The organism is Solidesulfovibrio alcoholivorans DSM 5433 (genome assembly GCF_000702665.1).
Classification (GTDB): Bacteria; Desulfobacterota; Desulfovibrionia; order Desulfovibrionales; family Desulfovibrionaceae; genus Solidesulfovibrio; species Solidesulfovibrio alcoholivorans.
On the sequence record NZ_JNJA01000004.1, the window covers coordinates 378,403 to 400,170 of the forward strand.

Sequence of the window (21,768 nt, forward strand, 5' to 3'; positions counted from 1 at the left end):
GAGGAGGCATGCCGGAAAAACTTTTGTTGTCCCTGCGCAAATTCATCGCGCCGGAATTCGTGTTCGGCCGGGGGGCACGGGACCTTGCCGGCCGCCAGGCCGCGGGGCTCGGCGTGCGGCGCGCCCTGCTCGTGGCCGATCCGGGCCTTTGCGCAATGGGCCTGCCGGACGAAGTCGCGGAGAGCCTGGAAACGGCCGGCATCGACTACGAGCTGTTCAATGCCCTGTCCTCCAATCCCCGGGACCATGAGGTCATGGCCGGGGCGATGGCGTTCGACGCCTGCGCCTGCGACGCCATCGTCGCCGTGGGCGGCGGCTCGGCCATGGACTGCGCCAAGGCCATCGGCATCGTTTCGGCCAACAGGCGCCACATCCTCGAGTTCGAGGGCGTGGACAACGTGCCACGGCCCGGGCCGCCGCTGTTGTGCGTGCCGACCACGGCCGGCACCGGGGCCGAGGTGTCCCAGTTCGTCATCGTCACGGACACCGCGCGGCGGGTGAAAATCGCCATCGCCAGCAAGTCGCTGATCCCCGACGCCGCGCTCATCGATCCCGAAGTGACCGTCAGCATGCCGCGGGACCTGACGGTCAATACCGGCCTCGACGCCTTGACCCACGCCATGGAGGCCTACGTCTCAAACGCCCACGGCCCCATGACCGACCTGCTGGCCCTGGAGGCGATGGGGCTGATACGCGCCAACCTGGCTGCCGCGGCCGCGCGCCCGGACGACCTCGAGGCCAGGGGCGGCATGATCCTGGCGAGTCTCTATGCCGGCATGGCATTTTCCAACGCCATCCTGGGCGCGATCCATGCCATGGCCCACAGCCTGGGCGGGCTGCTCGACCTGCCCCATGGCCTTTGCAACGCCATTTTGCTTGACCATGTCGTCCGATACAATTACGACGCCGTGCCCGACCGCTACGCAACGCTCGGCCGGCTGCTCGGTGCGGATTTCCCTGACGATGCGCCGCCGGCAATACAGAAAGAAGCCGTGCTTGCGGCCATCGCCGCATTCAAGCGGGAGCTCGGCGTAACCCAGAGCCTGGCCGATATCGGGGTCGCCGCCTCGGATATCGCCGCCCTGGCGCGAAACGCCATTGCCGATCCCTGCCTGTTGACCAACCCCAGACAGCCGACCGTCGGCGAGATCGAATCGATATATGAACAAGCCAGGCGATCCGGCTCCTGACGCCGACGCCCGCCGGGCCCGCCTGCTCGGTTTCGGTGAACAGTCCGTCAGCAAGAGCTATTACCCGGAGCTCAAGCGCCGGCTCGACGAGCTGGAGCGCTTTCGCTCCCTGCTCGACCAGACCGGGGAGGGCATTTTCCTGGTGGACGCCGTCACGGGCCGGATCACGGATGCGGCAGGCGCGGCCGGGGCGATGCTCGGCAGGCGGCGTGAAGAGCTCGTCGGGCGGTTTTTCGCCGACCTGTGGCCGGCGGAGGCCGTGGAACACCTGCGCGGGCTTTTTTCCGGCGATTTCGCGGCCGGACGCATGGAAACGACCCTGCCTCGCCCGGGCAACCGGGGAGGGGGGTTGTCCGTGGAAATCACGTTCCGCCTGGCCAACGGCGATGACGGCTCCATCGCCGTCATCGTGGCCCGGGATGTGACCGAGCGCAAGAAAAACGAACTGGCGCTCAAGAGGGCCGAAGAGAAATACCGCAGCATCGTGGAAAACGCCGCCGAAGGCATTTTCCAGACGTCCACCGATGGGCGCATGCTCAGCGCCAACCCGGCCATGGCCTCCATTCTTGGCTACGCATCGGCGCACGACCTCATGCGCCACATCAAGAATATCATCGACGACGTGGTGGCCAGGGAAGAGGCCCGCCAACGCATCCGGTCCGAGCTCGTGCGCTACGACGAGATCAAAAACCTCGAGATCGAACTGCGCACCAAGTCCGGCGGGCAGATATGGGGGCTTGTCAACGCACGGCGCATCCGCGACGCCGTCGGTGATTCCGACCGTTACGACGGTTCGTTGCAGGATGTCACGGCACGCAAGAAGGCGGAACAGACCCTGCAACGCTACCAGGACGAACTTGAACAGCGGGTGGCCGAGCGTACGGCCGAACTCACCCGGGCCAACGAACGCCTCACCCACGAGGTGACCATCCGCAAACGGGCCGAAGAGGCGGCAGAGGCCGCCAACCGGGCCAAATCCGATTTCTTGTCCATGGTGTCCCACGAGATCCGCACGCCGCTGACCTCGGTGCTGGGATTCGCGGTCATCATCGAGAAACGTCTGGATGCGCTGTTCGAAAAGCTCCTCGACGACGATCCGCGCCGGCGGCGGCAGGCCGCGCAGGTCATGGACAACCTGCGCATCATCGTCTCCGAGGGCGAACGCCTCAAGCACCTCATCAACGACGTGCTGGATCTTGCCAAGCTCGAGGCGGGCAAGATGGAATTCAAGCGCGAGCGCGTGGACCCTTCCGAAGTGGTGCGCCGGGTCATGTCCGCCTCCGCTGGCCTGCTCGCCGCCAGCAAGGATGTCGCCCTCAAGACCTGCATCGAAGGCCGCCTGCCCGAAGTCATGGGCGACCGCGACCGCATCATCCAGGTGCTGGTCAACCTCGTCTCCAACGCGCTCAAGTTCACGGAGCGCGGTTCCGTCACCTGCCGGGCCCGTGCCGACGGACATTACGTGGTGATCGAGGTGACGGACACGGGCATCGGTATTCCCGATACCGAACAGCACAAGGTCTTTGAAAAATTCAACCAGATCGGTGCGACGCTGACCAACAAGCCCAAAGGCACGGGACTGGGGCTTACCATCTGCAAACATATCGTGGAGTCACACGGCGGTCGCATTTTCTTCGTATCAAAGCCCGCAGCGGGAAGCACCTTTACGTTCACCCTGCCGATTGCCTAACGTCGCCCGTTACGGTATGTCCCCGCCCCGGCGTCGGTGTTACTCCGCGTCGGCAACGTTTTTTGAAGGAACCCCCATGAGCCAGAAGATCAAGAACGAATCGCTGCGCAATATCGCCATCATCGCCCACGTCGACCACGGCAAGACCACCCTCGTGGACCACATGTTTCGTCAAAGCGGCCTGTTCCGCCAGAACCAGGAAGTGGCGGACCGCATCATGGACAGCATGGACCTCGAGCGCGAGCGCGGCATCACCATCGCCGCCAAGAACTGCGCCGTCATCTCGGGCGGAGTCAAAATCAACATCATCGACACCCCCGGCCACGCCGACTTCGGCGGCGAGGTGGAACGGGCGCTGTCCATGGTGGACGGCGCGGTGCTTCTGGTCGATTCCTCCGAAGGGCCGTTGCCGCAGACCCGGTTCGTGCTCAAGAAGACACTGGACCGGGGCCTGCCGGTCATCGTCGTGGTCAACAAGATCGACCGCAAGGACGCGCGCATCGAGGAAGTCTTAAACGAAATCTACGACCTTTTCATCGACCTCGACGCCTCGGAGGAACAGCTCGAATTTCCCGTACTCTACGCCATCGGCCGCGAGGGCATGGCCAAGGAGTCCCTGGACGCCGAGGGCAAGAACCTCGAACCGCTGTTTACGCGCATCCTGTCCACGATTCCGGCGCCTTCCCACGATCTCGACGAGCCCTTCCGCATGCTGGTCTCCGACCTCGGCTATTCCGAATTCCTGGGCCGTTTGGCCGTGGGCCGGGTCATCTCGGGCACGGCGCGCATCAACCAGACGCTCGTGCGCATCGACGAATCCGGCGCGGCCAACCCCTTGCGCGTGTCCAAATTGCAGGTCTACCAGGGCCCGAGCCTGACCGAAACCGAGGAAGCCGAGCCCGGCGACATCATCGTGCTCTCCGGGGTCGAGGAAGTGACCATCGGCGACACCATCTGCACGGCCGATTCGCCCAAGGCGTTGCCGCGCATCCATGTGGACGAGCCCACGGTCGCCATGCGCTTCGCCATCAACTCCTCGCCGTTCGCCGGCCGGGAGGGCAAGTTCGTGCAGTCGGCCAAGCTGCGCGAGCGCCTGTACAAGGAGACGCTGCGCAACGTGGCCATCCGCGTGGAGGAGACCGAGGACAAGGACAGCTTCACGGTCAAGGGTCGGGGCGAGTTCCAGATGGCGATCCTGGTCGAAACCATGCGTCGGGAGGGCTTCGAGCTGTCGGTGGGGCGGCCGGAGGTCATCTTCAAGATGGAAGGGGGGGTGAAGAAGGAGCCGATCGAGCACCTTTTCATCGACTGCGACGAGGCGTTCGTGGGCGTGGTCACGGAAAAGCTCTCCATCCGCAAGGGCCGCATGCTCAACCTGGTCAACCACGGTTCGGGCCGCGTGCGCCTGGAATTTTCCATTCCGTCCCGGGGACTTATCGGCTACCGTGACGAGTTCCTCACCGACACCAAGGGCACGGGCATCATGAACTCGTCGCTCGAAGGCTACGAGGAATACCGCGGCGATTTCCCCAGCCGTTTCACGGGTTCCATCGTCTGCGACCGCGAAGGCGTGGGCGTCCCGTATGCGCTGTTCAACCTGGAGCCGCGCGGCCGGCTTTTCATCACGCCGGGCGAGCCTGTCTACGAGGGCATGATCGTCGGCGAGCACAACCGGGACAACGACATCAACGTGAACCCGTGCAAGGAAAAGAAGCTCACGAACATGCGCGCCTCGGGCAAGGACGAGAACGTCATTTTGTCACCGGTGCTGCCCATGACCCTGGAACGGGCCTTGCACTTCGTGCGCGAGGACGAGATGGTCGAGGTGACGCCGGTATCGATCCGTCTGCGCAAGGCCGTGCTTTCGGCCAAGGACAGGCACACCCTGGACGGGGCCAAGAAGAAGGATAAAGGCTAGGCGTCGGCTGGGCCTCTTGGAAAGGAATTGCGAAGCCCGGGGCGACCCGGGCTTTTTTTGTGCATGGCGCGCCCCGGATTACACCATCCTGTCGGCAAAGCGCGCGCCAGCGGACCGTTCTTTTCGCGTGACAAGCGACGGCCGGCGGATCGACAGCGGGCGGGACGTCTCACGAAGCCACGCCAAGGGCTGGCATGGTCTGGGCGATTCTCCTTGGTCAAAGCCTACGCGAGCCGGGAATTTGCCGGGATACCGCAGGACCGAGCGAACGCGGAAAAGGCCTGTGCAAGTCAGGGTTGCCAGAGCAAAGTTAACATAATTTACATTATGGGACATAATTCCGGGGCGGCCGACAGCCGGGAAGCGCCGCCCCGGCCGCTAAGGACGCACTCTGGCATCTTTCCCTGGGATTTTCGCTAAGTTTGGGTTGTTGCCGCGCTACGCGGGCAGCTTCCGCCGTGTCCGCCGCCGTGCCGGACTGCGCCGCCGGCTATGGGTTCGCCCGGCATACGACCGCACTGCGCATGTCGGACACAGCATGCTCCGCAGTCGATTTTACTCAGTCTTGAGGTCGATACTCAAATGACACTACGAATCGTAATACGAAACATACTGGTAATCGTTTACGATCGCAGCTCGCCAGCTAGGCCTCGACAAAGAGTCCCACCCGCGAAAAGGATGTGACGTCGAAAAGCCCCTGGTCCGTGAGCTTGAGTGTCGGGATGACCTCCAGGGACAAAAACGACATGGCCATGAACGGATGCGCCGGCGCATCCGCGGCGGACACCTGCCGGTAGGCTGCTCCCAGGGCGCTCAGCTGTCCCATGACCACCTCGAGGGGCGCGTCGCTCATGAGCCCGGCCACGGGCAGGCGCACCTGCGCCAGAACCTTGCCATCGGCCACGACCGCGAATCCGCCGCCCGAAACCATGAGTGTGCGCGCCGCAAGCAGCATGTCCGCGTCGCCCACCCCGGCCACGATCAGGTTGTGCGCGTCGTGGGCCACGGTGCCGGCCACGGCCCCGCGCGTGAGCTTGAGCCCGCTGACGAACCCCAGGCCCAGGTTGCCCGTGGCCTTGTGGCGTTCGATGACCGCGAGCTTGGCGATGTCGCGCGAAGGGTCGGCCACGGCCAGCCCGTCCCGCACGCTCGCGTCCACGAGGCGCTCCTCGGTGACGATCTGCCCGGGAACAAGCCCGATGACGCGGCAACGCGCCCCCTTGGCGGGAATGGCGAGGCTTCCTTCGGTCAGTTCGCCGCCGACGCGCATGGCCCGGGGTGGCGTCAGGCAGGAATGGTCGGCGAATTCCCAATCGTTCAGGCTTCGCCCGGCCAGGAACACCTCCGAGATGGCGAAGGATTCGAGATCGTCCACGAGCAGGAAATCCGCGCGGTAGCCCGGAGCCACGGCCCCCCGGCGGCGCAGGCCGAAATAGCGGGCCGGATTGATGGAAGCCATGGCCACGGCGCGAAGGGGCGGCACGCCGCGCGAGACGGCCTGGCGCACCAGGGCGTTGAGGTGTCCTTCCCGGCTCAAATCCACCGGGTCGCGGTCGTCGCTGACCAGGGAGAACTGCGCGGCGTTTTCCGCCGTGACCAGCGGGATGAGCGTATCCAGGTTCTGTTCGGTGCTGCCCTGGCGGATCATGATGTGCAGGCCCCGGCGCAGCTTTTCCCGCGCCTCCTCGAGCGCCGTGCATTCGTGGTCCGAACCCGGGCCGGCCGTGACGTAGGCGTCGAGCGCCCTGCCGGTCAGCCCCGGCGCATGGCCGTCGATGACCTTGCCCCGGGCGGCACGCAGCTTGCGCAGCATGTCCTCGTCGCCGGCGACCACGCCCGGATAGTTCATGACCTCGGCCAACCCGAGGATGCGGTCGGGATAACGCGCGAGCATGGCCCCAACGTCCACGGCCCCGAGGCGCGCGCCGGACGTTGCCATGGTCGTTGCCGGCACGCACGACGGCATCATGAAATAGCAGGTCACGGGCAGGTCGCGGCTGCACGCGAGCATGTATTCGATGCCGGACAGCCCCAGCACGTTGGCGATCTCGTGCGGATCGGAAATGACGGCGCAGGTGCCGTGCGGGGCCACGGCCTGGGCGAAGACCGGCGGCGACAGGAGCGTCGATTCGATGTGGATGTGGCCGTCGATGAACCCCGGGCACAGGTAGCGCCCGCCGGCATCGACCACCTGGCGGGCATCGCGGCCGGAAAAACCGACCACGAGCCCGGCGGCGACAGCCACGTCGGCTTCGTGGATCTCGCCGGAAAGCACGTTGAGCACGCGGGCGTTTTTCACCAATACGTCGGCCGGCGCGTCGCCGCGCGCCACGGCCAGCCGCAGCCGGCAGACTTCGAGGCTTTCGGATTCGGGCATGGGAAGCTCCTTGTGCGGGCGTTGAGTCCCGGGAAAAAATTGCTTATATCATGGCACATGAACGTACCAGGAACTTTTATTCCCGGCCCCGGCGACGGCGCGGCCAGGACCGGCCGGCTGACCACGGCCCACGGCGATGTCGAAACCCCCGTGTTCATGCCCGTGGGCACGCAGGGGACGGTCAAGAGCCTGTGCCCGACCGATCTGCATGACCTGGGGGCGCAGATCATCCTCGGCAACACCTACCACCTCTACCTGCGCCCGGGCGACGAGCTTGTGGCCAAGCTCGGGGGCCTGCACCGCTTCATGGGCTGGGACGGGCCGATCCTCACCGATTCCGGCGGGTTCCAGGTTTTCAGCCTGTCCGGCCTGCGGCGGATCACCGAGGAAGGCGTGACCTTCTCCTCCCATATCGACGGCTCCAAGCACCTCTTTTCGCCGGAGAAAGTCATCTCCATCCAGCGTAACCTCGGCTCGGACATCATGATGGTGCTCGACGAATGCGTGCCTTTCGGCGCGGACCGGGCCTATACGGAAAAATCGCTGGCGCTGACCACCCGCTGGGCCGCGCGCTGCCGCAAGGCCCATCCTTCCGGCGACCGGGGACAATTGCTGTTCGGCATTGTCCAGGGCGGCTTTTTCAAGGATTTGCGCGCGGAAAGCGCCCGACAGCTCATCGACCTGGATTTCGAGGGATATGCCCTGGGCGGGCTTTCCGTGGGCGAGAGCCGCGCCGAGATGTACGACATCCTGGACGACGCCACCCCCCTGCTCCCGGCGGACAAGCCCCGCTACCTCATGGGAGTCGGCGCGCCGCGCGACCTGCTCGCCGGCATGGCCGCGGGCATCGACATGTTCGACTGCGTGTTGCCCACGCGGAACGCCCGCAACGGCACGCTTTTCACCACCAAGGGCAAGGTGAACATCAAGCGGGCCGAATACCGCGAGGACGACTCCCCCCTCGATCCCGACTGCCCCTGCTACGCCTGCCGGACCTTTTCCAAGGCCTATCTGCGCCACCTCTATATCGCCAGGGAGTTGTTGTCCTACAGGCTCAACACTCTGCACAACCTGACTTTTTTCTCCCAGATGATGGAGCGCGCCCGACAGGCCATCCGCGAAGGCCGCTTTGCCGCCTTCCGCAGGGAAATGGAAGCCGTCTATCCGGAAAACGAGGAAGAAGCATAGAATCAAGGCACTGCCCAAACGTCAATCTTTCAGATGCGGCGCTTCGACGCCGCCCGACATTCCCGCATCGCTACCGCTCCACCCATTTCTTCGAGGGGTTCCGGGGGGCATCATGCCCCCCGGCCGCCGGAGGCATCTTCTTTTCCCCCTCTCTCCCACCCCCCCTAAAAAAACGTCACAGGCGGCATATCGCGAGGCGGGATGGCCAGGGGGCGCGCGGCGCGGCGGCCGAGCAGCAAGGCGGCGTAGCCCTTGTGCCCTTCCGGGACGCCGAGCAGCGTTCCCAGCGGCGGATGGGCGTCCAGGGCGAAAACGAGGTAGCCGCACCAGCAGGCTCCGTAGCCGGCGGCCGCGGCGACGATTTCCAGCCACGCGCCGGCGATGGCGGCGTCGAGAGCGGGTGTGATGCCCGTATCCGGCGCATGCACGACGGCCACGTGGGGCGCGCCGCGGAAGATGACATCCTTGCCCTTGGCGGCAGCACGGGCCGCGCCGCCAAGGTGCAGTTCCGCGGCGCGGGCGCTTTTCGCCGCGACTTCCATCTCCATCCAGTCGAGCACGCCCTGGCGCGCCACGTCCATGCGCGCCGGCCCGTCCACGATCACGTAGCCGACCTGGCGGGCGTTGTGCCCGGTGGGCGCATGGCGCACGGCCTCGACGAGGCGCAGGAGCTCTTCGCGGGGTACGGACGTGGGGTCGAAGGTGCGGCAGGAACGCCGGCTCCTGAGCAGATGCCGCACGGCGTCGAACTCCGGCAACCGCTTGCGGTCGATGGGCTCGAAGTCCTTTGCGGGCAGCAGCTCGTGGACAAAGGCTCCGGTCGGGCAGGCGATGACGCAGTGGCCGCAGAGGATACAGTGGGCCTCGCGTCCGGCCAGGGGTTCGGGCCTTGCGCCCGGCTCGGCCTGGCGCACGAGGCTCGCCGGGCAGGCGGCCACGCACAGGCCGCAGCCGTTACAGGCGTCGCTTACGGTGAAAAGGGACATTACGCATTATCCTTTGCGGCGGGCCTGCCTCCGAAGCGGGCGTTGAGTACGGCGAGCGCCTGCCGCTCCCGTTCCACATACAGTTCCGGGGCGAAAAGCGCCTTGTGCCCCCCGACGACGTGGCGCAGGCAGGGAGCGAGAGGTACGTGGCCGAAGCTGTGGCCCAGGCGCGCCATGTCCCCGAACCAGGCCACGCCGATGTCCAGGACCCCTTGTCCGGTCTCGGGATTGCCGACGTCGACGTAGGCCCCGATGGGCCGGGCCGGACCGTTCGGGCAGGTGTCCGCGCGCACCTTGGCCATGTTCAGGAGGCAACAGTATTCGTTGAGCCGGCATTCCGGCAGGGGCCAGGGGTGTTCGAGCAGCTCCCGCGTCGGCTCCTCGGTGTAACGCCGTCGATAGATGGCCGGATCGAGCGTATCATACAACCCGCGCAGTGTCTCGAAATCGGGCCGGTATTCCCGGTAGCGCCCGGGGCCGCAGTGCCCCAGGTATTTGGCCGGGCACAGCCAGCACTGGCCGATCTCGCCCACGCCGGAATACGCGCCGAGCGCTCCCAGCAGCAGGCCCACGGCGTCGCCGATGAACTCACAGTCGTTGTGGACGAGCAGCAGGTAGTTCTTCTCCGTGCGCTCGAACGCGTACTGTAGCGCAGGCTGTGCCGGTAGCCCGCATCGCCCAGGCGCGCGGCATCCACGGGATAGCGCCAGTTCATGTGTTGCGGCTTGAAATGGACGAGGCGGTCGCCGAGCAGTTGCCGGATGTCGGCGTGGGCGAAGAGCGTGTTGACCACGTCCGGCTCTTCGATGAAGTAGACCTTGTCGATGAACCGACCGCTGTGCTCAAGGAGGGAAAGCAGGGTCAGGGCCGTCTGCGCCGGTTTGCCGAAGACGTTGATCGCCACATCGACGATGCGTGTTTTCTGGGCCATGCGTCGCCTTGAAGTCGCCGCCGGCAATGGCCGGCCTCCCCGAATTCCGCGTCCTCGAAATGCTGCAACGGGAGGTTGGGGCCGGCCTTAAGCCTGGCCGCTGCCCGCGTGCTCCCCTTCCTTGGCGTGGCTCACGGCCTGCTGGGTACGGGAGGCTTCCAGGCGTTTGACGAAGGCGTCGCGGCATTCGTAGCTGCAAAAGGCGTAGACCCTGTCGCCGTCGCGCACGCGGATGTCGGCGTCGGCCGGCACATAGGTGCCGCACACGGGGTCCTTGACCATCTCGCCGGTGGCGGCCATGCGCTTTTTGGATTCGGCTTCCTGGTCCTTCTTGCGGCCACGGTCGCCGATGAAAAGCTTGTATAAAATGAAGCCTGCAACGATCAATATGAGCCAGCGGTACATGAACGCTCCTTCTCAGCCCTGACGGGGCCTGTCAGTCGCATGTTTTTAGGCTATTTCCGAAGATTTTGAAAGGGATTTTCGAAAGGGCCTCGGCCACGTCGCCGCCCTTCCCGTCCGGGATGGCCGTGTGCGGCGCGATGTCGGCCAGGGGCACCAGGACGAAGGCGCGCTCACGCAGGCGCGGATGCGGCACGACGAGATCCGGTGCGTCGTCGATGCGGCGATCCCCGTAGAGCAGGATGTCGAGGTCGAGGGTGCGCGGGCCGAAGCGACGCGGGCCGCGCACGCGGCCAAGGTCCGCCTCGATGGCGAGCAACGTTTCGAGGAGTTGCCCGGGCGACCAGCTTTCGTCCAGCTCCAGGGCAAGTACCTGGTTTAAGTAGCGCGGCTGGTCCGCATCGCCCCAGGGCTCGGTCTCGTAGACCGGGCTTATCGCGACGAGCCGCGCCCCCGAAAGTGCGCCAAGGCGCTCGCGGGCGGCGCGAAGCGCAGCTTCACGGTCCCCGAGGTTGGACCCGAGGCCAAGGTAGGCCGTGGTTGCGGCTTGCCGGCGATGCGAAATGACGCTTCCTCCCTGCGGACGTCGCGGGGCCGAAACTAGCGGCGGGAAAATCCCCCTGTCAAGGGATGCGCCGCGGCGTGATCCGGGAGAGGACGGCGTTGAAGCCCGGGAGAAATCGTGTCACTGTCGCTGCCGCGCACACCATGAGCACCGAAAAAACCTCCCCCCCCTCTCCTCCGACCCATGCCTGGGTGGAGAGTTACCTGACGCACCTGACCGTGGACAAGGGGCTCTCCGAGCATTCCATCGAGGCCTATGCTCAGGATATCACAGGTTTTTTAATTTTTTTAAACAGTCATGACGCGCGCCTCGAAAGCGTCACCGACGATACGCTCTTCCTCTACCTCGTCCACCTGCGCTCGCGGGGGCTGGCCAGCCGTTCCCTGGCGCGCCACCTCTCCGCCCTGCGCGGTTTTTTCGCCTTTGCCGCGGACGAATCCTGGCTACCCGCGTCGCCGGCGGCGCTGATCGAGAACCCGAAACTGCCGCGCCTGCTGCCCGACGTGCTTTCCCGCGAACAGGTCGAAAAGCTGCTCGCCGCGCCGGACACGGACACGCCGCTGGGCTACCGCGACCGGACCATGCTGGAACTGCTCTACGCCGCCGGGCTGCGCGTCTCGGAACTCGTCGGGTTGACCCTTGGCGATTTCGACGCCCAGGCCGGCCTGCTCCGGGTCTTCGGCAAGGGAGCCAAGGAACGCCTCACCCCCATCCACGCCCTGGCCCGGGATTTTCTCTCCACCTACCTGCAGTCCGTGCGCGGCGCGTTCCATCCGCGCGAACAGTTCATTTTCCTCAATCGTTCCGGCAAGGGACTGACGCGCCAGGCCGTGTGGAAAGGCATCAAGCGCCACGCCACGGCCGCCGGCATCCCGGAGCGCATCTCGCCCCACAGCCTGCGTCACTCCTTCGCCACGCACCTGCTCGAAGGCGGGGCCGACCTGCGCACGGTGCAGATGCTGCTCGGCCACGCCGACATCAGCGCCACGGAGATCTATACCCATGTGCAGGCGGCCCGGCTCGTAGCCGTGCACCGCGCCCACCATCCCCGCTCCGCGCCGTCCAAGCCGGCGGACGAGGACGAAGGTTTGTGAGGCGGGGGATGAAGCATGCCTCCGCCGGCCAGGACGGGCGGCGGCCCCTTCTGGACCTCCCGAAAGGGGATGCTGTTACGGCGTCTGCGCGCCTGTATTTCTTGCGATATTGTATCGTAACCATTTTGGTATACAGTGATTTTTGAATAAACATCAAGTGACGCTTTACTTATGAGTTTTCCTCCGAAACCGCCCCTGCAAAAGGCCCCGGTCATCATCACCGGCCACGCCAACGCCGATTTCGACTGCCTGGCCGCCATCATCGCCGCGGGCAAACTCTATCCCGGCGCAACGCTCATCTTTCCCGGCAGCCAGGAAAAAAATCTGCGCCATTTCTTCATCCAAAGCGCGACGTATTTGTTCAACTTCAAAAACTTCAAGGACATCGACCCGGAAAGCGTCCGGACCCTGGTCCTGGTGGATACGCGTCAGCGTTCCCGCGTGCCGCATATCGAACAGGTCTTCGCCAACCCCGGACTCGTCATCCACTGCTACGACCACCACCCGGACACCGACGAGGACGTCGCGGCGGCGACGAGCGTGGTCAAGCCCTGGGGCTCGACCACGGCCATCCTCATGGAACGCATAATGGCCGAGGACCTGCCCCTGTCCACGGACGAGGCCACGATCCTCGGGCTCGGCATCTACGAGGACACGGGCTCGTTCACTTTTGCCTCCACCACCGAGCACGACCTGGCCGCCGCGGCCTGGCTGCGCTCGCGGGGCATGGACGTCGGGGTCATCGCCGATCTCATGACACGGGAACTGTCCTCGGAACAGATCACCATCATGAGCCAGCTCATCGAGTCGGCGCAGACCCATGACGTAAACGGCGTGGAAGTGGTCATCGCCGAAGCCACGAGCGACCAGTACGTGGGCGACTTCGCCCTGCTCGTGCACAAGTTCCTGGACATGGAGAACCTGCGCGTGCTGTTCGCCATCGGGCTCATGAACGACCGCGTGCACCTGGTCGCCCGCTCGCGCACGCCGGATGTGGACGTGGGCAAGATCTGCGCTTCGCTCGGCGGCGGCGGTCACCCCTACGCCGCCTCGGCCTCGATAAAAAACCGCACGCTCACGCAGGTGCGTGAAGAGCTCTTCGGCCTGCTCTATTCCCAGGTCAATCCGCAAATTCTCGTGCGCCAGCTCATGAGCAAGCCGGCGGTGTCCATCGAGGACACCGCCTCCATGCGCCGCGCCGAGGAGATCATGACGCGCTACGGCTTAAAAGCCCTGCCCGTGGTCACGGGCAAGGGCCAGCGCCGTTGCGTGGGCGTCATCGAGCACGACATCATGGACAAGGCCATCAACCACGGCCTGGGCGATGTGCCCGTGTCCGAATACATGATCCGCGACCCGGCCGTGGTCACGCCGGAAACCGATCTTTATCCGGTGATGGAGATCATCCTGGGCCAGCGGCAACGGCTCGTGCCCGTGGTGGAAAACGGCCGGCTTTCGGGCGTGGTCACGCGCACGGATCTGGTGAACACCCTGGTCAAGGAGCCGGCGCGGATTCCCGAGTCGCTTCTGCCCGAGCGCAAGCGCGACCGCAACATTGGTGGCCTGTTGCGCGAGCGACTCCCTAAGGGACTGCTTGAACTTTTGAAAAAGGCCGGCACGCTCGGCCACGAACTGGGCTACGGCGTGTACGTGGTCGGCGGGTTCGTGCGCGACGTGCTGCTCAAGCACCCGAATTTCGATGTGGACCTCGTGGTCGAAGGCGACGGCATCGCCTTTGCCGCGGCCTTTTCCCAGGAACTCGGCGGCCGCTACAAGGCCCATCCCAAGTTCAAGACCGCCGTTGTCGTGCTGCCGGACGGCCAGCGCGTGGACGTGGCCACGGCCCGGCTCGAATACTACGAATACCCGGCCGCCCTGCCCACCGTGGAGCTTTCCTCCATCAAAATGGACCTCTACCGCCGGGATTTCACGGTCAACGCCCTGGCCGTGCACCTGTCGCCGGAGCGCTTCGGCGATCTGGTGGACTTTTTCGGCGCGCAGCGCGACATCAAGGACCGTGTGTTGCGCGTGCTGCATTCCTTGAGCTTCGTCGAGGACCCCACGCGCATCGTGCGCGCCATCCGCTTCAGCGAGCGTTTCGGCTTCCGCATCGGCGGCCAGACCGACCGGCTGATCAAAAACGCCGTGCGCCACAACTTCTTCCACAAGCTCTCGGGCAGCCGCGTCTTCCACGAACTGCGCCTGATCCTGGAGGAAAAAACGCCGCTCGCCTGCCTGCGGCGCATGCAGGAATACAAGCTCCTGGCCGCCATCCATCCCCTGCTCGCCCTGACCCCGGCCCGGGAGGCGGTGCTGATGGAGGTGGAAAACGTCATCAACTGGTACAGGCTCCTCTACATCGACCCCGCGCCGCAAACCTGGCTCGTCTACTTCCTGGCCCTGTGCTCGGGCATGGACGCCCAGCAGTTCGGCATCATCGGCAAGCGGCTCAACTTCTCCAAGCGCACGGCCGAGGACATCTCGCGCCTGCGCGGGCAGATCCGCGATACGGCGCAGGGGCTTTTCAACTGGGAGTACCACAAGGGAGCGCTGTCGGAACTCTACTTCGTGCTCGAGCACCTGCCCGTGGAAGGCGCGCTGTTCCTCATGGCGCGCAATCCCCGGGAGCCGCTCCAGAAATACGTGTCGCTTTTTCTCACCACGCTGCGCAGCAAGCGCGTGGAGATTACGGGCAACGACCTCAAGGCGCTCGGCATCGAGCCCGGCCCCCGCTACACGGCCATCCTGCGCCAGGTCACGGCCGCGGCCGTGGACGGGCATGCCGCGTGCAGGGCCGAGCAACTGGAGATGCTGCGCCGTCTGGCGCGGGGCGAATCCATTGAGCCGCTGCTTGCCGGCAAAGCAGGCGGGGCACGCTGTGCCCTGCCCGCGCCGCCTCCCGGCTCCGTCGTTGCCGAAGCGGATGTTTCGGAACTTGATCGGCCCGCAGATGCTGGATCAAACGACATGTCTTCCAAGGATGTTAAAGAGTAACTTTAACTCAAAATTTCCCCTATCCCCCCTTCGGGGTGGTCCAGGAGGGGCCGAGGGCCCCTCCTGGCCGCCGGAGGCGTTCTTCTTCCTCTTTTCCCTCCCCCTTCCTCCCTCTCCCACATCTCGACATTCGGGCGGCTTGGGGCTACTCTTGCCGCGCTTTTCCGCTCACCCTCAGCAATGACGTCTTTAAGGATATTCCCTATGCCCTGTCCCAGTTTTACCGTGCGCGGTCCGGAGGATTTCGGACCCATCCGCGCCTTGCTCGCCAATCGCGAGGAAGCCGCCGGGGATGCCGCCGAAAAAGTCGCCCGCATCCTGGCCGACGTGCGCCAGCGCGGCGACGCGGCCCTGGTCGATTTCACCAGCCGTTTCGATTGCAAAAGCTTTGACGCCGACTGTCTGCGCGTCGCCCCCAAAGACATCGCCGCAGGCCTTGCCGCCATTCCCGAAGCCGACGCGGCGATCATCGCCGAGGCCGCGGGCAACATCCGCGCCTTCCACGCCGCCCAGAAGGAGCGCTCCTGGTGGGTGCCCTCCGCCGACGGCACCATGCTCGGCCAGATCGTCACCCCGGTGGACGCGGCCGGCTGCTACGTGCCCGGCGGCCGGGGCGGCGAAACGCCGCTGCTTTCCAGCCTGCTCATGAACGCCGTGCCCGCGCAGGTGGCCGGAGTGCCGCGCATCGTGGTCGTCTCCCCGCCCCGAGCGGACGGCTCGCTCAATCCTTATATCCTGGCCGCCGCCGCCATCCTCGGCATCGAAGAGATCTACCGCGTGGGCAGCGCCTGGGGCATCGCCGCGTTGGCCTACGGCACGGGTTCCATCGCGCCGGTGGACGTCGTGGTCGGGCCGGGCAACATCTACGTGACCACGGCCAAGCGGATGCTGATCGGCACGATCGGCATCGACATGATCGCCGGCCCGAGCGAAATCGCCATCCTGGCCGACGCTTCGGCCAATCCCGAATGGCTGGCCGCGGACATGCTGTCCCAGGCCGAGCACGATCCCATGGCCGCGGCCATCTGCCTGTCCACGGATGCGGCGCAGCTTGAGGCCGTGTGCGCGGCGCTGACGCACCAGCTGGCCGAGTTGCCGCGCAATGAGATCGCGGCGACGTCGCTTGCGCAGTTTGGCGCGCTGGTCGCCGTGCCGGACCTTGAGGTCGGCATGGAACTGATCAACGCCATCGCGCCGGAGCACTTCGAACTGTGCGTGGCCGATCCCTGGGCGCTCGTCGGCAAGGTGCGCCATGCCGGCGCGGTGTTCATGGGCCACCACTGCCCCGAGCCCGTGGGCGATTATTTCGCCGGCCCCAACCACGTGCTGCCGACCATGGGCACGGCCCGGTTCTCCTCGGCCCTGTCCGTGGCGACGTTTACGAAAAAGACCAGCCTCATCGCCGCCGCGCCCGGCTACGTCGCCGCGCACGGCGCGAAGATCGCGCGGCTGGCGCGCCTGGAAAACCTGGAAGCCCACGCCCGCAGCGTGGAATGCCGGCTGAAGAAATCCTAAAACGCGAGGGATCGCCATGCACGCCGTAACCGAAACCGACATCAAGGCCTTTCCCCTGCGTTCGCGGGGCAAGGTGCGCGACATCTACGAGCTTTCGCCCGAGAGCCTGCTCATCGTCACCACGGACCGCATCTCGGCCTATGACGTCATCATGCCCGACCCCATCCCGCAAAAGGGCGTCATCCTCAACCAGATCACGCTGTTTTGGATGGAGATGTTCAAGGCCATGATCCCCAACCACCTCCTGGCCACGGAAACGGCCGCCTTCCCGGCCGGCCTCGCCCCGTACGCTGCCATGCTCGAAGGCCGGGCCGTGGTGGCGAAAAAAGCCAAGCCGCTGCCCATCGAGTGCATCGTGCGCGGCTTCATCACCGGTTCGGGGCTCAAGGACTACAAGGCCACGGGTACGGTCTGCGGCCACGCGCTGCCGGCCGGGCTCGTCGAGTCGGACATCCTGCCCGAGCCGCTGTTCACACCCTCGACCAAGGCGGACCTCGGCGCGCACGACGAGAACATCACGCTTGCCAAGGCCAAGGACATGATCGGCAAGGAGTTGTGTGACAAGGTGGAGGCGGTCAGCCTCGCCATGTACGCCAAGGCCCGCGACTATGCCCGGGCGCGCGGCATCATCATCGCCGACACCAAGTTCGAGTTCGGCCTGACCGACGACGGCCTGATCCTCATCGACGAGGTGCTCACCCCGGATTCCTCGCGCTTCTGGCCGGCCGCAGGCTACGCCCCGGGCAAGTCCCAGCCCAGCTTCGACAAGCAGTACCTGCGCGACTGGCTGACCTCCGTCGGTTTCAACAAGCAGCCGCCCGCGCCGCGCCTGCCCGAGGAAGTCGTGGCCAAGACCCGTGAAAAGTACCTCGCGGCCTACACGGTGCTGACCGGGAAAAAATTGTCCTGACCGGCAGTTTTTGCTTGCAAAGGCAAGGGGGTTAGGATAGATAGACGAGCTCTTGCGGAGAGGTGTCCGAGCGGCCGAAGGAGTACGATTGGAAATCGTATGTACCTTGACGGGTACCGAGGGTTCAAATCCCTCCCTCTCCGCCACAATATGACTTCATTTTGGGGAAGTCGGGCGGCGGTTTCGCCGCCAATCCCGTCAGGTCCGAAAGGAAGCAGCGGTAACGGTTGGAGCCGGGTGTCCGGCTTCCCTTGAAAGCGCGAGGCAACTCGCGCTTTTTTTTTGCCCGCTCGCGCCCCGCGACGCCCCGTGCCGGCGAAGCGGACAGTGGATATCCTCTCCGCCGTACCCTACTCCCCTTCCAGGAACGCCAGCTCCGTCCCGGCCAGGGCGACCGCGTCGCCCGTGATGCGCCCGGTTTCGACGCCGTAGCGCAGAAGCGTCCCGAGCGTGAGCGGCGCGGCCACGGGCAAGGGAAAATCCGTCTTGCGGCCTTGCGGCCGCTTGTCCACGAAAACGAAAAGCGCAACCGACGCTGCGCCGTGCTCGCGAAAGGCCCGGGCGGCGCGTATCGCCGTACTGCCGGAAGTGAGCACGTCGTCGAGGAGGCAAAGGGGCTCCCCGGCGAGAGCGCCGAACACCTGGCCGGCGAGCCCCTTTTCCGAGTCGTCGGCGCGGAAAAGCGCCAAGGGCAGGCCGAACCGCGCCGCGAACGCCCCGGCCAGCATCGGCGAAAGCAGGCTCGCCGCCGTGGCGAGCGCATAGCGCCTCCCGTCCAGCCACTGCCCGAACACGTGGCCGAGCAGCGCGAGGTTGTCCGCGTCGCAGGCGAAATGGCGCAGGGAAACGTAGACATGGCTGACGCGTCCCGATTTGAGGGTGACGGGCTCGGGCGAAACCGTCACGGCCCCGCCGCGCCACAGCGCCTCGCAAAGCGTTGCTGCCGCATCCATGATTCCCTCCCCGCTTCGGTTTTCCGTCACGCCCGGGGAAACGACCGGGCGGCGCTTCCCCGGGTGTCTCTCACTGCGCGGCCTTGTGGCTGTCGTACATGGCGAGATGCTCGCGGAGCATCTCCGGGATCGGCAGGTTGTAGGGGCAGCGCGTGGCGCACTCGCCGCAGTCGATGCAGTTGCGCACCGTCTCCATGGTTTCCGAGGCGAACTGCACGGCCTTGGCCGGGGACATGCGCTTGGCCACCACCCGGTACATCATGGCGTAAGTGATGCGCACGCCCTGCGGACAGGGCTGGCAGTATTCGCAACGCCGGCAGAACCGCGAACCCAGTTCGTCGCGGTATCCCTGCGCCTTGGCCACGTCCTCCTCGCTCCAGGCGGCTTCCCCGGAGAATATTTCCACGGCCTGATCCACCTGCGCCACCGTGTCGCAACCCGGCAGCACGATGAGGTCCGGCTCGCGGCGCAGGAAACGCAGGGCCAGCCCGCCGTCGTCGAGCATGCCGCCGGCAAAGGGTTTCATGCACAGGATGCCCATACCCGCCGTGCGCGCCTCGGGGAAAAGATGCGCAGCGGCCTCGGTTTCGACGATGTTGTAGGGAAACTGGATGGTGGCGAAAAGCCCCGTGGCCACGAGCTTGCGGGCCATCTCCAGACTATGGGAGGTGATGCCGATGCTGCGGACCTTGCCCTGCGCCCTGGCCCTAACCAACGCTTCCATGGCCCCGCCCGGGGCCAGCAGCGCGTCGAGCTCCTCGGGTTTGGACACCTGATGCGGCTGGTAGAGGTCGATGTAGTCGGTCTTGAGGCGCGTGAGGCTCAATTCCAGCTCTTCCATGGCCGCCTTGGCCGTGCGCTGCCCGGTCTTGGTCGCGATGACCACCGTGTCGCGCATGCCGGCAAAGGCCCGGCCCATCTTTTCCTCGCTGTCCACGTAGCGGTTGGCGGTGTCGAAAAGCGTGATGCCCTTGTCCGCGGCGTGGCGCAGGACATGCGCCGCTTCCTCGAAATTCAGGCGGATGATGGGGATGCCGCCGAATCCCACGGCGGAAACCTGGATTCCGGTTTTCCCGAGCGGCACGAGACGCATGCCGACCTCCTTAGGATGCCCGGGACGCGGCTTCGGCCGTTGCCCGGGGTTCGGTTGCGGCCAGCGCGCCGACGCCGAGGGCGCAGATCGCGCCGGCGAGGACCAGCGTCGCCGGCGCGCCGACGAGACTGGCGAGCGTTCCGGCGAAAAGCGAGCCGAAAGGCGCCATGCCGACCAGGGTGACGGCATACAGCGCCATGATCCTGCCACGCAAGTCGTCGGGGCTTCGCAATTGCAGCAGCGTATTGGCGGCGGCGAAAAAAAGGATCAGGCAGAATCCCAGGACCGACGCGAAGGCCAGCGAAAGCCAGAAGTTGCGTGAAAGCCCGAACGCGATCAGGGCCACGCCGAAGCCGACGCCGGCCAGGACACGGATGCGCCCAAGTCCCCGACTTTCGCGCCGCAAGGCCAGGGTCAGCGCGGCGGCCACGCTGCCGACGCCCATGGCCGCCGTAATAAATCCCAGCCCCTGTGCGCCGTGACCGAGGACCGCGTCCACCATCACGGGCAAAACGACCATGAACGAGGCCCCGAACAGGCTCGTCAGGCAAAGTCCGGACAGGATGGCGCGCATGGTCCTGTCGCCCCAGGCATGGCGCAGGGCCGCGGCGATGTGGGCGGCCATGGGCTCCTTGGGCGGGCGCGCGACGGGTGGAGGCAGGCGCATGAGCAGCAGGCTCGCGATGACGGCCAGGTAGCTGACGCCGTTTAAGAGAAAACACATGCCCTCGCCCACCGCGGCCACGAGCAGCCCGGCGAGCGCCGGCCCGAGCACCCGGGCGCTGTTGAACATGGAGGAATTGAGCGCAATGGCGTTGTGCAGATCCTCCTTGCCGACCATCTCCACGACGAAGGCCTGGCGGGTCGGCATGTCCACGGCGTTGACCACGCCAAGGAGCATGGCCAGCGCCCCGACGTACCAGACCGTGGCCGCGCCGGTCAGAGTCAGCGCGGCCAGGGCCAGGGCCTGGCCCATGGCCGCGACCTGGGTGACGACGAGCAGCTGCCGCTTGTCGCGACGATCGGCGAGGCTGCCGCCCCAAAGCCCCAGCACGAAGACCGGCAGGTACGTGACGAACCCGACGATCCCGAGCGCCATGGCCGAACCCGTGAGCCTGTAGACCAGCCAGGAGACGGCCACGGACTGCATCCAGGTGCCGATGAGGGAGATGAACTGGCCGACGAAAAAAAGCCGGAAATTGCGGTGTCGAAACGAGCGGGCAAGCAGGGCGAACGACTGCCGCGAGCGCGGACCGATGCCCGCGCGCCACGCCCCGGTGGTGTGCTGCGCCATGGAAAAACATCATCCTTTGCCGGGCCGGCCGGCCGGGGAAAATTCCCGGACGGCCCGTCCCTTCTTGAAAGAGGGAGCCTCGCGGGCGCGGCGTCCCGACAGACGGCCAGGCGTCGCCGCAGGCCTCACACGCCGGCAGGTTGCGCCGCGGCCCCGGCGGCGATGCCGGTAACGCCGGCATCGGCCGCCGCACACGAGAACAGGCCGCGCAACAACCCAAGCCCCATGGTGACCTTGGCCACCTCATCCGGCCCAAGCTGGGACAGTTTGGCCGTAAAGCCGGCCTTGACCGCCTCGCGGGCCTTCATGAGCAAGGCCATGCCCTCGTCGGTGAGGAAGAGCCGCACCCTCCGACGGTCCCCGGGATCAGGCTGGCGGTCGATCAGGTTGCGCACCGCCAGGGCATCCACCAGTTTGGACATGGATGGCAGGGAGACGCCGATGTATTCCGCCAGATCGGTGAGATTGGAGCCGGGGGAGTGTCGCAAGAAAGCCAGACTGCGCAGTTCGGGCACGCGCAGGTCCGCGCTCCGCTGGCTGCGCATGGTCCGCCGCAGGTCCTGCATGACCAGCGGCATCACATCCAGGAGTTCGCGTGCGCAAGCATCCAGTGTGTCTGCCATGGCGGTTCCCTTCTAATAGTTAGTTAGAGAAAGTATAAGGCACAC

General features: G+C 65.8%; 18 protein-coding genes, 1 tRNA gene and 1 other RNA gene. 11 read left to right on the forward strand and 9 right to left on the reverse strand.

Translation table 11 applies throughout. From position 1 onward, the window contains the following. Nucleotides 1-8 precede the first annotated feature (8 nt). From ercA to typA, 3 genes are all read left to right on the forward strand, one after another. Nucleotides 9-1,190, forward strand: a complete 1,182-nt coding sequence (gene ercA, locus Q368_RS0110275) for an alcohol dehydrogenase-like regulatory protein ErcA (protein WP_029458983.1) — start codon at nucleotides 9-11, stop codon at nucleotides 1,188-1,190. Further along, a complete protein-coding gene (locus Q368_RS0110280; RefSeq protein ID WP_029458984.1) occupies nucleotides 1,162-2,880 on the forward strand; it encodes a PAS domain S-box protein in 1,719 nt (572 codons plus the stop codon). The genes ercA and Q368_RS0110280 overlap by 29 nt, the downstream gene beginning before the upstream one ends. A gap of 76 nt (nucleotides 2,881-2,956) precedes the next feature. Then, nucleotides 2,957-4,798: a translational GTPase TypA gene (gene typA, locus Q368_RS0110285; protein ID WP_029458985.1), complete on the forward strand. Its 1,842-nt coding sequence runs from the start codon at nucleotides 2,957-2,959 to the stop codon at nucleotides 4,796-4,798. A gap of 643 nt (nucleotides 4,799-5,441) precedes the next feature. Here typA and ade read toward each other — a convergent pair. Next, the gene (gene ade, locus Q368_RS0110290; RefSeq protein ID WP_029458986.1) at nucleotides 5,442-7,175 is read right to left on the reverse strand and encodes an adenine deaminase; all 1,734 of its coding nucleotides are present in this window, start codon (nucleotides 7,173-7,175) and stop codon (nucleotides 5,442-5,444) included. 57 nt (nucleotides 7,176-7,232) lie between these two features. On the opposite strand from ade, the gene tgt reads away from it, so the two are divergent. Then, nucleotides 7,233-8,363 carry a tRNA guanosine(34) transglycosylase Tgt gene (gene tgt, locus Q368_RS0110295; RefSeq protein WP_029458987.1) on the forward strand — a complete coding sequence of 377 codons (1,131 nt, stop codon included), beginning with the start codon at nucleotides 7,233-7,235 and terminating at the stop codon, nucleotides 8,361-8,363. A gap of 164 nt (nucleotides 8,364-8,527) precedes the next feature. On the opposite strand, the gene Q368_RS0110300 is transcribed toward tgt, so the two are convergent. Together Q368_RS0110300 and Q368_RS26955 are read right to left on the reverse strand one after the other, a co-directional pair. Beyond that, a complete protein-coding gene (locus Q368_RS0110300) occupies nucleotides 8,528-9,349 on the reverse strand; it encodes a nitroreductase family protein (protein WP_029458988.1) in 822 nt (273 codons plus the stop codon). After that, nucleotides 9,349-9,921: a hypothetical protein gene (locus tag Q368_RS26955; protein WP_245611318.1), complete on the reverse strand. Its 573-nt coding sequence runs from the start codon at nucleotides 9,919-9,921 to the stop codon at nucleotides 9,349-9,351. The genes Q368_RS0110300 and Q368_RS26955 overlap by 1 nt, the downstream gene beginning before the upstream one ends. Before the next feature lie 86 nt (nucleotides 9,922-10,007). Between Q368_RS26955 and Q368_RS26960 the strand changes: the two genes are divergently transcribed. After that, a complete protein-coding gene (locus Q368_RS26960) occupies nucleotides 10,008-10,292 on the forward strand; it encodes a hypothetical protein (protein ID WP_245611319.1) in 285 nt (94 codons plus the stop codon). 75 nt (nucleotides 10,293-10,367) lie between these two features. On the opposite strand, the gene Q368_RS0110310 is transcribed toward Q368_RS26960, so the two are convergent. Both Q368_RS0110310 and folK read right to left on the reverse strand, forming a co-directional pair. Further along, a complete protein-coding gene (locus Q368_RS0110310; RefSeq protein WP_029458989.1) occupies nucleotides 10,368-10,685 on the reverse strand; it encodes a YHS domain-containing protein in 318 nt (105 codons plus the stop codon). Nucleotides 10,686-10,716: 31 nt separating this feature from the next. Further along, nucleotides 10,717-11,298, reverse strand: a complete 582-nt coding sequence (folK, locus tag Q368_RS0110315) for a 2-amino-4-hydroxy-6-hydroxymethyldihydropteridine diphosphokinase (RefSeq protein ID WP_342665698.1) — start codon at nucleotides 11,296-11,298, stop codon at nucleotides 10,717-10,719. Nucleotides 11,299-11,390: 92 nt separating this feature from the next. Between folK and xerD the strand changes: the two genes are divergently transcribed. From xerD to ffs, 6 genes are all read left to right on the forward strand, one after another. After that, nucleotides 11,391-12,341, forward strand: coding sequence for a site-specific tyrosine recombinase XerD (gene xerD / locus Q368_RS0110320; RefSeq protein ID WP_029458991.1), 951 nt, complete (start codon nucleotides 11,391-11,393; stop codon nucleotides 12,339-12,341). A gap of 171 nt (nucleotides 12,342-12,512) precedes the next feature. After that, the gene (locus Q368_RS0110325) at nucleotides 12,513-15,335 is read left to right on the forward strand and encodes a CBS domain-containing protein (RefSeq protein ID WP_052360103.1); all 2,823 of its coding nucleotides are present in this window, start codon (nucleotides 12,513-12,515) and stop codon (nucleotides 15,333-15,335) included. Nucleotides 15,336-15,539: 204 nt separating this feature from the next. After that, on the forward strand, nucleotides 15,540-16,850 hold the full coding sequence (gene hisD / locus Q368_RS0110330; protein ID WP_029458993.1) for a histidinol dehydrogenase: 1,311 nt from the start codon (nucleotides 15,540-15,542) through the stop codon (nucleotides 16,848-16,850). 16 nt (nucleotides 16,851-16,866) lie between these two features. Next, nucleotides 16,867-17,760: a phosphoribosylaminoimidazolesuccinocarboxamide synthase gene (locus Q368_RS0110335; protein ID WP_029458994.1), complete on the forward strand. Its 894-nt coding sequence runs from the start codon at nucleotides 16,867-16,869 to the stop codon at nucleotides 17,758-17,760. 56 nt (nucleotides 17,761-17,816) lie between these two features. Beyond that, nucleotides 17,817-17,906: transfer RNA gene (locus Q368_RS0110340), tRNA-Ser, on the forward strand. Nucleotides 17,907-17,921: 15 nt separating this feature from the next. Next, nucleotides 17,922-18,017, forward strand: an RNA gene (ffs, locus tag Q368_RS24505) — signal recognition particle sRNA small type. Between the two features lie 93 nt (nucleotides 18,018-18,110). Here ffs and Q368_RS0110345 read toward each other — a convergent pair. From Q368_RS0110345 to Q368_RS0110360, 4 genes are all read right to left on the reverse strand, one after another. After that, the gene (locus Q368_RS0110345; RefSeq protein WP_029458995.1) at nucleotides 18,111-18,713 is read right to left on the reverse strand and encodes a phosphoribosyltransferase family protein; all 603 of its coding nucleotides are present in this window, start codon (nucleotides 18,711-18,713) and stop codon (nucleotides 18,111-18,113) included. Nucleotides 18,714-18,783: 70 nt separating this feature from the next. Continuing rightward, nucleotides 18,784-19,806: an aldo/keto reductase gene (locus tag Q368_RS0110350; RefSeq protein ID WP_029458996.1), complete on the reverse strand. Its 1,023-nt coding sequence runs from the start codon at nucleotides 19,804-19,806 to the stop codon at nucleotides 18,784-18,786. Between the two features lie 10 nt (nucleotides 19,807-19,816). Then, nucleotides 19,817-21,100, reverse strand: a complete 1,284-nt coding sequence (locus Q368_RS0110355; protein WP_043785532.1) for an MFS transporter — start codon at nucleotides 21,098-21,100, stop codon at nucleotides 19,817-19,819. A gap of 125 nt (nucleotides 21,101-21,225) precedes the next feature. Beyond that, nucleotides 21,226-21,723: a MarR family winged helix-turn-helix transcriptional regulator gene (locus Q368_RS0110360; RefSeq protein WP_084158729.1), complete on the reverse strand. Its 498-nt coding sequence runs from the start codon at nucleotides 21,721-21,723 to the stop codon at nucleotides 21,226-21,228. Between the last annotated feature and the right edge of the window lie 45 nt (nucleotides 21,724-21,768).